We start from the raw sequence: 15,008 nt of genomic DNA on the forward strand, positions 1-15,008 counted from the left end.
ATTAAGGAAAATCATGAAAATTTATTACGCTATTCTTCCTCTTATCACACTCAGTGCTGTTTCTACCGTTCAAGCTGAAGGCAACTTAGAACACGGCAAAAAAATTTTTAACCGTTCATGTGTGCTCTGTCATGGGAAACAAGCTGAAAAATCGGCTATGGGACAATCCCAAATTATTAATACCTTCAACGAAGAAAAAATTATTAGCTCACTTCAAGATCGCAAAAGCGGAAAAATTTATGGTGGCGGCAATCACGTAAAAGAAGGGCTGAGTGATCAAGACATGCAAGATGTAGCAAGCTATATCCAAACACTTAAACAATAGTGTGTTATCTTAAGAAGTTAAAGTTAAAATAAGTTAGAAAAAAAACCGCACTTTAGATAAAAAATCTAAGTGCGGTTTTTCTTATGGTTTATCTCAGCCATTTATAGTTTATTGTCAGTTTTCTTCTATTATTTTCTAATACGACTTTCCTATCCCCCAAAAGCAAAAACCCCCGATGCTCTCACATCAGGGGTTCCTATCAGGCTTGGCGGTGACCTACTCTCACATGGGGATACCCCACACTACCATCGGCATTACGGCGTTTCACTTCTGAGTTCGGTATGGAGTCAGGTGGGCCCACCGCACTATCGCCGCCAATATTCTTTATGATTTCTATCTTATCTTATTCGCGTCTTCTTAATCTAAAAACAAGCCTTCTCTCAACTCTCTCTTTGCGTCTTTCTATTAACTGCTACTCTACTTCGCTCCATGCTCCAGGTCTCCCCAAAAACACTTGAGCGTTGTATGGCTAAGCCTCTCGGGCAATTAGTATGCGTTAGCTCAATGTATCACTACACTTACACACCGCACCTATCTACGTCTTAGTCTTAAACAACCCTTACTGTCTTAAAGACAGGGAGAACTCATCTCTTGGCAAGTTTCGTGCTTAGATGCTTTCAGCACTTATCTCTTCCGCATGTAGCTACCCAGCAATGCCTCTGGCGAGACAACTGGAACACCAGTGATGCGTCCACTCCGGTCCTCTCGTACTAGGAGCAGCCCCAATCAATTCTCCAACGCCCACGGCAGATAGGGACCGAACTGTCTCACGACGTTCTAAACCCAGCTCGCGTACCACTTTAAATGGCGAACAGCCATACCCTTGGGACCTACTTCAGCCCCAGGATGTGATGAGCCGACATCGAGGTGCCAAACACCGCCGTCGATATGAACTCTTGGGCGGTATCAGCCTGTTATCCCCGGAGTACCTTTTATCCGTTGAGCGATGGCCCTTCCATACAGAACCACCGGATCACTATGACCTACTTTCGTACCTGCTCGACTTGTCTGTCTCGCAGTTAAGCTTGCTTATACCATTGCACTAACCTCACGATGTCCGACCGTGATTAGCAAACCTTCGTGCTCCTCCGTTACTCTTTGGGAGGAGACCGCCCCAGTCAAACTACCCACCAGACACTGTCCGAGACCACGTTTCGTCATCTTCGTTAGAACATCAAACGTTAAAGGGTGGTATTTCAAGGACGACTCCATAATCACTGGCGTGACTACTTCAAAGTCTCCCACCTATCCTACACATCAAAATTCAATGTTCAGTGTCAAGCTATAGTAAAGGTTCACGGGGTCTTTCCGTCTAGCCGCGGGTACACCGCATCTTCACGGCGATTTCAATTTCACTGAGTCTCGGGTGGAGACAGCCTGGCCATCATTATGCCATTCGTGCAGGTCGGAACTTACCCGACAAGGAATTTCGCTACCTTAGGACCGTTATAGTTACGGCCGCCGTTTACTGGGGCTTCGATCAGGAGCTTCTCTTTCGATTACACCATCAATTAACCTTCCAGCACCGGGCAGGCATCACACCCTATACGTCCACTTTCGTGTTTGCAGAGTGCTGTGTTTTTAATAAACAGTTGCAGCCAGCTGGTATCTTCGACCGGTTCAACCTTCAGGGGTAAACCCTTACAATCTACGCCGGCGCACCTTCTCCCGAAGTTACGGTGCTATTTTGCCTAGTTCCTTCACCCGAGTTCTCTCAAGCGCCTGAGTATTCTCTACCTGACCACCTGTGTCGGTTTTCAGTACGGTTTAGATAAACCTGAAGCTTAGTGGCTTTTCCTGGAAGTGTGGTATCAGTTACTTCAGCTCCGTAGAGCCTCGTCATCATCTCTCAGTGTTAAGGAAGTCCGGATTTGCCTAAACTCCCCACCTACGAACTTAAACGACCATATCCAACAGGTCGCTAACCTAACCTACTCCGTCCCCACATCGCAGTTTATCCAAGTACGGGAATATTAACCCGTTTCCCATCGACTACGCTTTTCAGCCTCGCCTTAGGGGCCGACTCACCCTGCCCCGATTAACGTTGGACAGGAACCCTTGGTCTTCCGGCGAACGGGTTTTTCACCCGTTTTATCGTTACTTATGTCAGCATTCGCACTTGTGATACGTCCAGCCCACCTCTCGATGAACCTTCATCCGCTTACACAACGCTCCCCTACCCAACAGACTTACGTCTGATGCCGCAGCTTCGGTGCTATATTTGAGCCCCGTTACATCTTCCGCGCAGGCCGACTCGACTAGTGAGCTATTACGCTTTCTTTAAATGATGGCTGCTTCTAAGCCAACATCCTAGCTGTCTAAGCCTTCCCACTTCGTTTCCCACTTAATATAGACTTTGGGACCTTAGCTGGCGGTCTGGGTTGTTTCCCTCTCCACGACGGACGTTAGCACCCGCCGTGTGTCTCCTGAGTATCACTCTTCGGTATTCGTAGTTTGCATCGGGTTGGTAAGCCGGGATGGCCCCCTAGCCGAAACAGTGCTCTACCCCCGAAGGTGTCCGCTCAAGGCTCTACCTAAATAGATTTCGGGGAGAACCAGCTATCTCCCGGTTTGATTGGCCTTTCACCCCCAGCCACAAGTCATCCGCTAATTTTTCAACATTAGTCGGTTCGGTCCTCCAGTTAGTGTTACCCAACCTTCAACCTGCCCATGGCTAGATCACCGGGTTTCGGGTCTATACCTTGCAACTATTCGCCCAGTTAAGACTCGGTTTCCCTTCGGCTCCCCTATTCGGTTAACCTCGCTACAAAATATAAGTCGCTGACCCATTATACAAAAGGTACGCAGTCACCCTCACGGGCTCCCACTGCTTGTACGTACAAGGTTTCAGGTTCTATTTCACTCCCCTCACCGGGGTTCTTTTCGCCTTTCCTTCACAGTACTGGTTCACTATCGGTCAATCAGGAGTATTTAGCCTTGGAGGATGGTCCCCCCATCTTCAAACAGGATATCACGTGTCCCGCCCTACTTATCGTTAGCTCAGTACCACAAAAGTATTTTCGAGTACGGGATTATCACCCTCTACGATTTGGCTTCCCAGCCAATTCCTCTAATACTTCCGCTATCACTAACAGGCTCCTTCGCTTTCGCTCGCCGCTACTCACAAAATCTCGGTTGATTTCTTTTCCTCGGGGTACTTAGATGTTTCAGTTCTCCCGGTTCGCCTCATTATCCTATGGATTCAGATAATGATAGTGGGTTCTTCACCCACTGGGTTTCCCCATTCGGACATCTTGGATTAAACGCCTCTTATCGACTCATCCAAGCTTTTCGCAGATTAGCACGTCCTTCTTCGCCTCTGATTGCCAAGGCATCCACCTTGTACGCTTTGTCACTTAACCATACAACCTCAAGTATTCTTATAATGAATTCAATTTCATAAACTTAAAAGTTAATTTAAATCTAAAATCCACTTAAAATCACAAGATTGAATCGAAAAACACTTAATGTCGCTAAGCAGTAACAGTTAATTTATTAAGAGTCATTGCCTTTTATCAATCACTCTCACTCAGACTTTCTTGAAAGTCTCGTTTTCAGCTTGTTTCCAGATTTTTAAAGAACAGATAAGATGAAAAATCATCTTTAAATGGCGTCCCCACGGGGATTCGAACCCCGGTTACCGCCGTGAAAGGGCGATGTCCTAGGCCTCTAGACGATGGGGACAGCATATAAAGATGCTCTCTTCTCTTTGATATTTTGCTCTTTCCTTGTCTACAACCATCAAACAAACTGTGTGAACACTTAAAGTCGATTCTATCTTTGGTAAGGAGGTGATCCAACCGCAGGTTCCCCTACGGTTACCTTGTTACGACTTCACCCCAGTCATGAATCATACCGTGGTAAACGCCCTCCCGAAGGTTAAGCTATCTACTTCTGGTACAACCCACTCCCATGGTGTGACGGGCGGTGTGTACAAGGCCCGGGAACGTATTCACCGCGACATTCTGATTCGCGATTACTAGCGATTCCGACTTCATGGAGTCGAGTTGCAGACTCCAATCCGGACTTAGACGTACTTTGTGAGATTCACTCCACCTCGCGGCTTCGTCGCCCTCTGTATACGCCATTGTAGCACGTGTGTAGCCCTACTCGTAAGGGCCATGATGACTTGACGTCATCCCCACCTTCCTCCGGTTTATCACCGGCAGTCTCCTTTGAGTTCCCGACCGAATCGCTGGCAACAAAGGATAAGGGTTGCGCTCGTTGCGGGACTTAACCCAACATTTCACAACACGAGCTGACGACAGCCATGCAGCACCTGTCTCATGGTTCCCGAAGGCACTCCCGTATCTCTACAGGATTCCATGGATGTCAAGAGTAGGTAAGGTTCTTCGCGTTGCATCGAATTAAACCACATGCTCCACCGCTTGTGCGGGCCCCCGTCAATTCATTTGAGTTTTAACCTTGCGGCCGTACTCCCCAGGCGGTCGATTTATCACGTTAGCTTCGGGCACCAAGCTCAAGGCCCAATCCCCAAATCGACAGCGTTTACAGCGTGGACTACCAGGGTATCTAATCCTGTTTGCTCCCCACGCTTTCGCACATGAGCGTCAGTACATTCCCAAGGGGCTGCCTTCGCCTTCGGTATTCCTCCACATCTCTACGCATTTCACCGCTACACGTGGAATTCTACCCCTCCCTAAAGTACTCTAGCTACCCAGTCTGAAATGCAATTCCCAGGTTAAGCCCGGGGATTTCACACCTCACTTAAATAGCCGCCTGCGTGCCCTTTACGCCCAGTTATTCCGATTAACGCTCGCACCCTCCGTATTACCGCGGCTGCTGGCACGGAGTTAGCCGGTGCTTCTTCTGTGATTAACGTCAATCGTGATGCCTATTAAACATCACGCCTTCCTCGTCACCGAAAGAACTTTACAACCCGAAGGCCTTCTTCATTCACGCGGCATGGCTGCGTCAGGGTTGCCCCCATTGCGCAATATTCCCCACTGCTGCCTCCCGTAGGAGTCCGGGCCGTGTCTCAGTCCCGGTGTGGCTGGTCATCCTCTCAGACCAGCTAGAGATCGTCGGCTTGGTAGGCCTTTACCCCACCAACTACCTAATCCCACTTGGGCTCATCCTATGGCATGCGGCCTTGCGGTCCCGCACTTTCATCTCTCGACACTACGCGGTATTAGCGACAGTTTCCCGTCGTTATCCCCCTCCATAAGCCAGATTCCCAAGCATTACTCACCCGTCCGCCACTCGTCAGCAAGAAAGCAAGCTTTCTCCTGTTACCGTTCGACTTGCATGTGTTAAGCCTGCCGCCAGCGTTCAATCTGAGCCATGATCAAACTCTTCAATTCAAAAAGTTTAATCGCTCAATACTGCTGACTTAATTAATCATCTATATAAATAAACGAATCTTCGTAGCACTATTCAGTTCAATTTTAAAATCTTTAATGATAAAAACGAATCTTCAAGTGCCCACACAGTTTGTCTGATTGATTGTTAAAGAACAAAAAACGACGCGCGGTTTAATGCTTTACAACGGCGCGTCGTTGTGGGGGCGTATTATAGGCATTTATCATGACCTTGCAACCCCTTTTTGCGATTTTTTACAAAATATTTTTTAATTGATTATTTTTTGTCAGAATCGCACAAAATTTCGCTATCAATATCCAGTAAACTTAACTTTTCAAAGCCCAATGAATGAATAAGTTGTAATAAACCATCTTTTTTCACAAGGGGCTTGGTACAAAACACTTGAGAATTTATTTGATTTTTTGACCGCACTTTTACGTCTTTAAGTAAGGATTTCACCCGTTTCGCAATTGCCGCGCCGGAATCAATAAAATACTTAACTTGCGGTAAACATTGCTGAATTTCAGATTTAATCAGCGGAAAATGCGTACAGCCCAGTACGACAGCGTCTAAATCAGGTATATTTTCCCATTCGCTCAATTCTGCTTTTATCTCATTTAAATCAATAGAATAACCATGCAACTTGAGCTCTGCCAACTCCACTAATTTTGTACTACCAATTTTCTCAACCCGACAAAAAGAAGCGTATTTATCAATTAAATCTGATAAATATTGACGTTTTACCGTTCCCTTAGTAGCAAGCAAGCCAATATGTTTAGTTTGCGTTTGTTCTGCTGCAGGTTTAATCGCCGGTACCGTACCAACAATAGGAATGGAAAAATGTTTACGCAATACCGGTAAAACCACCGTACTTGCCGTATTACAGGCGATAACAATAAGATCTAAAGGATACATGTTGTCGATACGTTGGCAAATCTTTAGCGTACGCTCAACAATACCGTCTTCAGGCTTTTCAGAATAAGGAAAATACGCATTATCAAAACAATATAAATAATGATAATCAGGTAAAAGCTGTTTAACTTCCTGATATACGCTAAAGCCCCCAACTCCGGAATCAAAAAAAAGAATGGTAGGTTTTGATTGAATATTCATGAGCAATTTTATGTAAGAATTTGTGTAATTTTATTCGCTTATCAAGCTGTTCTCAAGAAAAAGCTCACTAATGAGCAACGGCATTTTTTGGACTAAAAACAAGGAACGACGCGCATATAATCCGCTTTCAGGATCTTTCGCCCATTGAATTCCAACCCTTTGCGCTGATAGTGAAAACAGCCATTCACCAATCGGTTTATCGCCTAATGTGGACAGTGATTGATAATGGGTAAATAACCCTTTAGAAATTAACGTACGCGCTGCCACCCAAGGTTTTCCATCACCATGCAATACCACTTCACGACACCAATAAACTCCCTCGGACAAAAGTGCGGTCTCATTTTCAAATGTTTTTTCTATCCATTTTTCCGACCGCACTTTCACCTCAAATTGATGGCAATGTTGCTTCAATCTCGCCGTCAGCGAGCCTTTTTCAAATAACCAATGCTGAATGGAAAGAGGAATATGTTGAATCTCTGACGAGTTTTCATATTGCCAACTTAAACGCGCAAAAATCGAATCAGGCATTGCTATAAATCTCTCGATTATTCAGCCATCGGCGAATGAGCAATTCTGCTGTTTGTGGATATTTGAGTACCAATTGTTTAGCATAAAATTGGACGGTTGGGAGCATTTTACGATCACGCATGAGGTTTGCGACTTTAAATTCCGTAATTCCCGTTTGTTTCGTACCAAGTACTTCGCCCGGACCGCGAATTTCTAAATCTTTTTCCGAAATAACAAAGCCATCTTGCGTATCCCGCATGACTTGCAGGCGTTTCTGCGAAATTTTGCCAAGTGGCGGTTTATACATCAAGACACAAAAAGAAGCTGTACTTCCTCGACCCACACGTCCGCGAAGCTGATGAAGCTGGGAAAGCCCTAAACGCTCCGCATTTTCAATGATCATTAAACTGGCATTTGGCACATCCACGCCTACTTCAATTACCGTCGTGGCAACTAACAAATCTAGCTCGGCAAGCTTGAATTGCTCCATGACGGCTTGTTTTTCACTTGGTTTCATCCGCCCATGGACTAAGCCAATACGCAAGTGCGGTAAGATCTTATGAAGATCTTCTGCTACTGCCTCCGCGGCCTGAGCTTCCAGCACTTCCGATTCATCAATCAGGGTACAAACCCAATAAGCCTGCAGCTTTTCCTGCGTGCAGGCCACATTGACCCGCTCGATAATTTCCGCACGACGCTCTTCAGAAATGGCAATGGTCGTAATCGGCGTACGCCCCGGCGGCAGTTCGTCAATAATTGAGGTATCTAAATCGGCATACACTGTCATGGCCAATGTGCGTGGAATCGGCGTGGCAGTCATAATAAGCTGATGAGGATAAACGCCTGCTTGGTTGCCTTTTTCACGCAACATTAAACGTTGGTGTACACCAAAACGGTGTTGCTCATCCACAATCACCAAACTCAGATTATGAAATGCGACTTCATCTTGGAATAGGGCGTGTGTCCCCACCACCATTTGAACCGTACCGTTTTTTATTTTTTCCAGCTCGGCAGTGCGCTGCTTCCCTTTGACTTTTCCTGCCAACCAACCGACTTGAATACCAAGCGGTTCAAACCAACGACGGAAATTTGTGGCATGCTGTTCCGCCAAAATCTCCGTTGGCGCCATCAATGCCACTTGTTTGCCATTATCGATTGCCGTCAACGCCGCCAGTGCCGCGACCAATGTTTTACCGGATCCCACATCGCCCTGTACCAAGCGCATCATCGGGTAAATCTGAGCAATGTCTTGTTCTATGTCTTCCGTCACTCGCAGCTGCGCCTTCGTTGGTTGGAAAGGCAACTTAGCTAAAAAACGTTGTTTTAAATTGGATCGAGGTATTAAAGACTCGGCTAAATTTGCTTGAATTCCCGACCGCACTTTTTGCATCGCAAGATTGTATGCCAATAATTCTTCAAAAATCAGGCGCTGTTGTGCAGGGTGTTTGCCTTCTTCCAATATCGCCAAAGAAACATCCGGCGGCGGATTATGCAAAAATTGAATGGCTGATTTCAAATCAAAAGGATGCGGATTAAACTCTGCAGGCAGCAACTCAGCCAAAGGCGTTTTCTCTAATACCAACAAAGCTTGCGCAATTAATTTACGCAATGACGTTTGTTTTAATCCTTCTGTGGCAGGATAAATAGGCGTTAGCGTTTCCGCCAAAACGAGCGGCTTATTATCATGAATAATTTGATATTCCGGGTGATGGATCTCTGCCATAAAACGCCCACGGCGTATTTCGCCAAAAGCTTTCACTCGAGCGCCGGGCTGTAGGCTATTTTTCATGCCGGCATTAAAGTTAAAAAAACGTAATGCTAACTTGGATGTACCATCGGAAAGGTAAACCATCAGCATGGGGCGACGGCCAAATTGCACTTCTGCGGTTTGGACTACGCCTTCAATCGTGGCGTACTGGTCAGCTTGTAAATCGGCTATGGGGGTAATTCGTGTGCGATCTTCGTAACGAAGGGGAAGGTGAAATAGCAAATCCTGTAAATTAAAAATACCCAATCTGCCTAACTTTTCCGCTATCGCGGCACCAACACCGGAAATGGCTGTAAGCGGAATCGCATCTAATAATTGGGTATTCATTTATTGATTAATGTTGCGTTCAATGCTAATTAATTCAGGAATAGCTTTAATTTTACGAATAATTTGTTCGAGATGTTTTTTATCTTTAACCGTCAAAAGCACGACGATTTGATACAAACGCCCTTCCTGCTCTTCCGTCCAAATGCTTTGAATGTTGCTGTCCATAGACGAAATAGCAGACATCAGATGGGGTAATGTGCCTTGTTGGTTGAGCATTTCAATACGAAGTTCCGCTTCAAATTCAAGTTGAGCGCTACTTTTTTCCCAATCAACAGACATATAATGTTTTGGGTTATCTTTACGATCTTTCAAATTCGAACAGGCTTCATGATGAATAACCAAGCCTTTACCCGGGCTGGCGTAAGCAATGATTGGATCGCCCGGCACAGGATGGCAACACTGTGCAAATGTGGTCAATAAACCACCAGTCGCATTGATTTCTAATGGACTGCTATTGTTGTCCGGATTGCCATCCGTATCAATTTCGATAGATTCCCCTAACAAGCGGTGCGCGATGACACTGCTCATTTGGTTACCTAGACCGATTTCCATAAATAAATCATCCAAATTGGCTAGTTTAAGATCGATCAATACATTTCGTACATATTCAGGGTTGAGAGCATCTAATTTGATTGGATTCAAGGCATGTACGAGTTGACGTTTACCGGATTCAATAGCTTCATCATGACGTAAATTTTTCAATGCATGGCGGATACTCGAGCGGGCTTTAGCGGTAACCACAAAGTTCAGCCATGCGGCATTCGGTTTCGCATTCGGTGAAGTGACAATATCAATAGTTTGCCCGGATTCCAGCGCTTGGGATAACGGATACGGCTTGCGATCTACATTTGCGGCCACACAGTTTTTGCCTATATCCGTATGCACCGCGTAGGCAAAATCCACCGGAGTTGCGCCTTTCGGCAATTCAACAATCCGCCCTTTCGGGGTAAAAACATAAATTTCTTTCGGGAAGAATTCGGATTTTACACTTTCAATGAATTCAAACGAGTTACCCGCACTTTGTTGTAGCTCGATTAAGCTTTGTAACCAGCGTTGCGCTTTAATTTGTGCCGTTGTGCTATCGTTACGTCCACCTTGTTTATAAGCCCAATGTGCAGCGACGCCCATTTCAGCCATTTGATCCATTTCTTCGGTACGAATTTGCACTTCCACCGGCACGCCATGCGGGCCGATCATCGACGTATGCAAAGACTGATACCCATTAGCTTTTGGCACAGCAATGTAATCTTTTACCCGCCCCGGACGTGGTTTATAAAGGCTGTGCATTTGTCCTAAAACGCGATAACAAGTATCCAGATTATTCACAACAGTGCGGAACGCATAAATATCCATAATGGAATGAAACTGCTGATCTTTTAAGCGCATTTTTTGGTAAATGGCATAGAGATGTTTCTCACGTCCAAACACGCGCGCTTGAATGCCCACATCGTCTAATCGGCCTTTAATTTCTGCAGAAATACGCTCAATCATATCTTTGCGATTGCCGCGTGCGATTTGTACAACTTTTTGCAAAACAGCATAACGTTGTGGATGCATGGCTTCAAAGCCAAGATCTTCCAGTTCATTTTTGATGTGTTCGATACCCAAACGATGCGCTAGAGGGGCGTAAATTTCTAACGTTTCTTTGGCGATACGACGACGTTTATCAGGGCGCAATGCGCCAAGCGTACGCATATTATGGGTACGATCGGCAAGTTTGATAAGAACGACGCGAATATCCTTGGTCATTGCCAGGATCATTTTGCGGAAGTTTGCCACTTCCGCCTCTTGACGCGTTCTAAATTTGAGTTTGTCGAGCTTTGATACACCTTCAACAATTTCCGCCACACTGGCGCCGAATTCATCTTTCAACTGTTCTTCGGTATAAGGCGTATCTTCAATGACATCATGTAACAAAGCCGCCATAACAGCTTCATGATCCAAGCGCATTTCAGCAATGATAGAAGCTACGGCGACAGGATGGGTGATATAGGGCTCACCACTGGAGCGTGCTTGTCCTTCGTGCGCATCGCGAGCAATCACAAATGCACGTTTAACTAATTCAATTTGCTCAGGCGGCAAATACCCCTGAATAATATGATGTAAACCTTCGAATAAATACAAAACACACCCGCCCAATTAAAAAACGTGGTTAATGTTGACCGCACTTTATTCGGATAATAAAGAAACGGCGTTCACTTCGGCTCTTTCCATTGCCAAATGTTCTTGGCGTTCTTGAGCATCTAAAATATCGTTATTAATCAAGCCTTTTTCAATTTCACGCAACGCGATTACCGTTGGTTTGTCGTTATCTTCCGGCACCAACGGTTCACGCGCATGTAGCTGTAATTGTCTTGCACGACGGGCAGCGGTTAAAATTAAATCAAAACGGTTACCAATTTTTTCTACTGCATCTTGCACGGTTACACGAGCCATAAATTACTCCAGTTTGCTAAATCTAATATGAATCTAAAGGGCGGACATGATACTAAAACATGCCTTATTTATCCAGTAATTGATCGATCAAGCCTTGATTTTCTTGCTGCTGATGCGTCAAGGTTAATCGCTCTGCGCGCAAGATTGCCTGTAAGTCAGCCAGCGCCTGCTCAAAATTATCATTCACAATGACATAATCGTATTCATTGTAATGAGAAATTTCACTGATGGCTTTTGCCATTCTGTCAGCAATCACTTCCGCGCTGTCTTGCCCTCTCCCAATTAAACGATTTTCTAGTTCATCTAAAGACGGAGGCAAAATAAAAATGCTTTTTACATTAGGCACTTTTTCACGGATTTGTTGCGCCCCTTGCCAATCGATGTCAAGAAACACATCAATCCCTTTGGCTAAATTTTCTTCAATAGCAAATAAAGAAGTGCCGTAATAATTGCCACCAAAAACTTTGGCATATTCCAAGAATGCATTTTGTTCGATTAAATTTTCAAACTCATCATGAGAAACAAAATAATAATGCACCCCCTCTTTCTCACCCGGACGCGGTTGTCTGGTGGTATGAGAAACCGACACCATCATTTGATGCAGATTGTTTTGTTTCAATAGCGCTGAGATTAACGATGATTTTCCGGCACCACTCGGCGCGGAGATAATATATAAATTGCCTTGTAACATAATGATTCTCTCGTCAATAATTTTGTTTATTATGCCTCTAACCCAATAAAAAATCAGCAAAAGTGCGGTCATTTTTTACAGAATTTTTCATCGTACTTTTCCATTTATCTGAGAACAGATACTTTCTCAAGGTTGGGAAAGCGTGCTATAATCTCACACAAAATTGGTAGGCGGATATTTTCTCATTTCTACCGAGTTTAACCTTTTCGTTTAACTTAAAAATATAAGGTGAAATCTTATGGCAATTAAAATTGGTATCAATGGTTTCGGTCGTATCGGCCGTATCGTATTCCGCGCAGCACAACATCGTGATGACATCGAAGTTGTAGGTATCAACGACTTAATCGACGTTGAATACATGGCTTACATGTTGAAATACGATTCAACGCATGGTCGTTTCGATGGCACTGTTGAAGTGAAAGACGGCAACCTAGTGGTAAACGGCAAAACTATCCGTGTCACAGCTGAACGTGATCCGGCGAACCTTAACTGGGGTGCAATCGGTGTTGATGTTGCAGTTGAAGCAACCGGTTTATTCTTAACGGATGAAACTGCTCGTAAACATATCACTGCAGGTGCGAAAAAAGTTGTGTTAACCGGTCCATCTAAAGACAGCACCCCAATGTTCGTACGCGGTGTAAACTTTGATGCGTATAAAGGCCAAGACATCGTTTCTAACGCGTCTTGTACAACGAACTGTTTAGCGCCATTAGCCAAAGTTATCAACGATAAATTCGGTATCAAAGATGGTTTAATGACCACTGTTCACGCAACCACAGCAACACAAAAAACCGTTGACGGTCCATCTGCTAAAGACTGGCGCGGTGGTCGTGGTGCGGCACAAAACATCATCCCATCTTCTACCGGTGCAGCTAAAGCAGTAGGTAAAGTTATCCCTGCATTAAACGGCAAATTAACCGGTATGGCGTTCCGTGTTCCTACACCAAACGTATCTGTTGTTGACTTAACTGTTAACCTTGAAAAACCGGCAACTTACGCTGAAATCTGTGCAGAATTAAAACGCGCTTCTGAAAACGAAATGAAAGGCGTTTTAGGCTACACGGAAGATGCGGTTGTTTCTACCGACTTCAACGGTTGCTCATTCACTTCTGTGTTTGATGCAGCAGCAGGTATCGCATTAACCGACACCTTCGTAAAACTTGTCTCTTGGTACGATAACGAAACCGGTTATTCACACAAAGTATTAGACTTAGTTGCTCACATTTACAACTACAAAGGTTAATTCTTTACACTCAACATAAAAATAGCTCCCAATGGGAGCTATTTTTTTATAAATCATGCTAAAAGTGCGGTCGTTTTTCAGGGTGTTTTACAATGCTAGCACCAACACACCGGAAAGAATTAACCCTGCTCCAACAAGTAATTTCATACTAAGCGGTTCACCTAAAAGAGTTACCCCTAATATAATTGCAATTACCACGCTTAATTTATCAATAGGCGCAACCCAAGAAGCCGGCGCAAGTTGCAAAGCTCGATAATATAGAAGCCAAGAAAGCCCGGTAGCAACCCCGGACAACACTAGAAAAATTACCGGTTTAGCGGCAATATGCTGAGGTAATTGCCATTCATTTCGTATTGAAATAATTGTTATTACAACAAATAAAATTACTACGGTACGAATAAATGTGGCTAAATTACTGTTTAATCCTTCAACGCCTAACTTTCCTAAAATCGCGGTTAATCCAGCAAAAAATGCGGAGCCTATCGCAAACCAAATCCAATTCATTTAAATCCCCTCATATTTTCTCAACACTCTGCCTATAATATAGTGTCTTTTTTTATACACCAATTTTTCCTAATAATTCTTGTTAATTTCTAGGCATTCATAACACAAAAAATTTATTGAGTTATAGACAATTGATATCTTCTCAAATTATTGCTTCAATAACATCAACGGACGCATATCACATTAAAGTGCGGTGAAATTTGGCAATGAATTGTAAATAGACACCGCAGATATTCGACAAAAGTTTACGACCTGTAATACAATGGAGGAAAATCAATCAATAAAATGCAGTGAATTGACCATCATTTGAATTTGCCATAAAGCAAAAAGCCCCAGCAACATAGAATGAAAAAATTAATTTCCACATGATCGAATTTTCAACTCCGTCAGTAACATTTTCTTTCGGTCAAATTTTCACCCATTTATCTATAATGATTGATATCTTAAAACCAAGAGCAAAATTAATTTATGGCTAATAAAATTAATATTCAAATTACCTATGCCTTCCCCGATCATCATTATCTAAAAACATTTAGCGTTGATGAGGGCACGATGGTACAAACGGCGATTGTGCAATCCGGTATTTTGCAACAATTCAATGACATTGATTTACGCACCAATAAAATTGGTATTTTTAGCCGCCCTGTAAAATTAAACGATCAATTAAAAGAGGGAGATCGCATTGAAATCTATCGTCCGCTTTTAGCTGATCCAAAAGAAATTCGGCGCAAACGTGCAGAAGAACAGGCCAAGAAAAAATAGCACAACACAA

At 44.1% G+C, this 15,008-nt stretch carries 10 protein-coding genes, 1 tRNA gene and 3 rRNA genes; 3 read left to right on the forward strand and 11 right to left on the reverse strand.

Annotated features, from left to right (window positions below; genetic code table 11):
• The first annotated feature begins 13 nt into the window (after nt 1–13).
• Entirely contained in the window at nt 14–325 is a 312-nt protein-coding gene (locus LQ983_RS02910; RefSeq protein ID WP_109433366.1) for a c-type cytochrome, read from the forward strand.
• Between the two features lie 203 nt (nt 326–528).
• On the opposite strand, the gene rrf is transcribed toward LQ983_RS02910, so the two are convergent.
• From rrf to gmk, 10 genes are all read right to left on the reverse strand, one after another.
• Nucleotides 529–644 (reverse strand): 5S ribosomal RNA (rrf, locus tag LQ983_RS02915).
• Between the two features lie 146 nt (nt 645–790).
• Nucleotides 791–3,687, reverse strand: a 23S ribosomal RNA gene (locus LQ983_RS02920).
• A gap of 246 nt (nt 3,688–3,933) precedes the next feature.
• Nucleotides 3,934–4,009: transfer RNA gene (locus tag LQ983_RS02925), tRNA-Glu, on the reverse strand.
• Nucleotides 4,010–4,109: 100 nt separating this feature from the next.
• Nucleotides 4,110–5,649 (reverse strand): 16S ribosomal RNA (locus LQ983_RS02930).
• Together the 16S, 23S and 5S rRNA genes with 1 tRNA gene alongside form the textbook arrangement of a ribosomal RNA operon.
• Nucleotides 5,650–5,923: 274 nt before the next feature.
• Entirely contained in the window at nt 5,924–6,760 is an 837-nt protein-coding gene (murI, locus tag LQ983_RS02935) for a glutamate racemase (RefSeq protein WP_230621569.1), read from the reverse strand.
• A gap of 30 nt (nt 6,761–6,790) precedes the next feature.
• The gene (locus LQ983_RS02940) at nt 6,791–7,288 is read right to left on the reverse strand and encodes a chorismate lyase (protein ID WP_111295952.1); all 498 of its coding nucleotides are present in this window, start codon (nt 7,286–7,288) and stop codon (nt 6,791–6,793) included.
• On the reverse strand, nt 7,281–9,362 hold the full coding sequence (gene recG / locus LQ983_RS02945) for an ATP-dependent DNA helicase RecG (protein WP_230621570.1): 2,082 nt from the start codon (nt 9,360–9,362) through the stop codon (nt 7,281–7,283). Before recG ends, LQ983_RS02940 begins: the two co-directional genes overlap by 8 nt.
• Nucleotides 9,363–11,486 carry a bifunctional GTP diphosphokinase/guanosine-3',5'-bis pyrophosphate 3'-pyrophosphohydrolase gene (gene spoT / locus LQ983_RS02950; RefSeq protein ID WP_230621571.1) on the reverse strand — a complete coding sequence of 708 codons (2,124 nt, stop codon included), beginning with the start codon at nt 11,484–11,486 and terminating at the stop codon, nt 9,363–9,365.
• Nucleotides 11,487–11,531: 45 nt separating this feature from the next.
• On the reverse strand, nt 11,532–11,798 hold the full coding sequence (rpoZ, locus tag LQ983_RS02955) for a DNA-directed RNA polymerase subunit omega (protein WP_006717281.1): 267 nt from the start codon (nt 11,796–11,798) through the stop codon (nt 11,532–11,534).
• A 64-nt stretch (nt 11,799–11,862) separates the two neighbouring features.
• On the reverse strand, nt 11,863–12,489 hold the full coding sequence (gene gmk, locus LQ983_RS02960; protein WP_230621572.1) for a guanylate kinase: 627 nt from the start codon (nt 12,487–12,489) through the stop codon (nt 11,863–11,865).
• A gap of 238 nt (nt 12,490–12,727) precedes the next feature.
• On the opposite strand from gmk, the gene gap reads away from it, so the two are divergent.
• Nucleotides 12,728–13,732 carry a type I glyceraldehyde-3-phosphate dehydrogenase gene (gene gap / locus LQ983_RS02965; protein WP_006717279.1) on the forward strand — a complete coding sequence of 335 codons (1,005 nt, stop codon included), beginning with the start codon at nt 12,728–12,730 and terminating at the stop codon, nt 13,730–13,732.
• An 87-nt stretch (nt 13,733–13,819) separates the two neighbouring features.
• Here gap and LQ983_RS02970 read toward each other — a convergent pair whose 3' ends face one another.
• Nucleotides 13,820–14,236, reverse strand: coding sequence for an EamA family transporter (locus LQ983_RS02970; protein WP_109128527.1), 417 nt, complete (start codon nt 14,234–14,236; stop codon nt 13,820–13,822).
• Nucleotides 14,237–14,704: 468 nt separating this feature from the next.
• On the opposite strand from LQ983_RS02970, the gene LQ983_RS02975 reads away from it, so the two are divergent.
• Nucleotides 14,705–14,998: an RnfH family protein gene (locus tag LQ983_RS02975; RefSeq protein ID WP_006717277.1), complete on the forward strand. Its 294-nt coding sequence runs from the start codon at nt 14,705–14,707 to the stop codon at nt 14,996–14,998.
• Nucleotides 14,999–15,008 lie beyond the last annotated feature (10 nt).

It is taken from the genome of Aggregatibacter sp. Marseille-P9115 (assembly GCF_920939465.1).
Taxonomy (GTDB): domain Bacteria; phylum Pseudomonadota; class Gammaproteobacteria; order Enterobacterales; family Pasteurellaceae; genus Aggregatibacter; species Aggregatibacter segnis_B.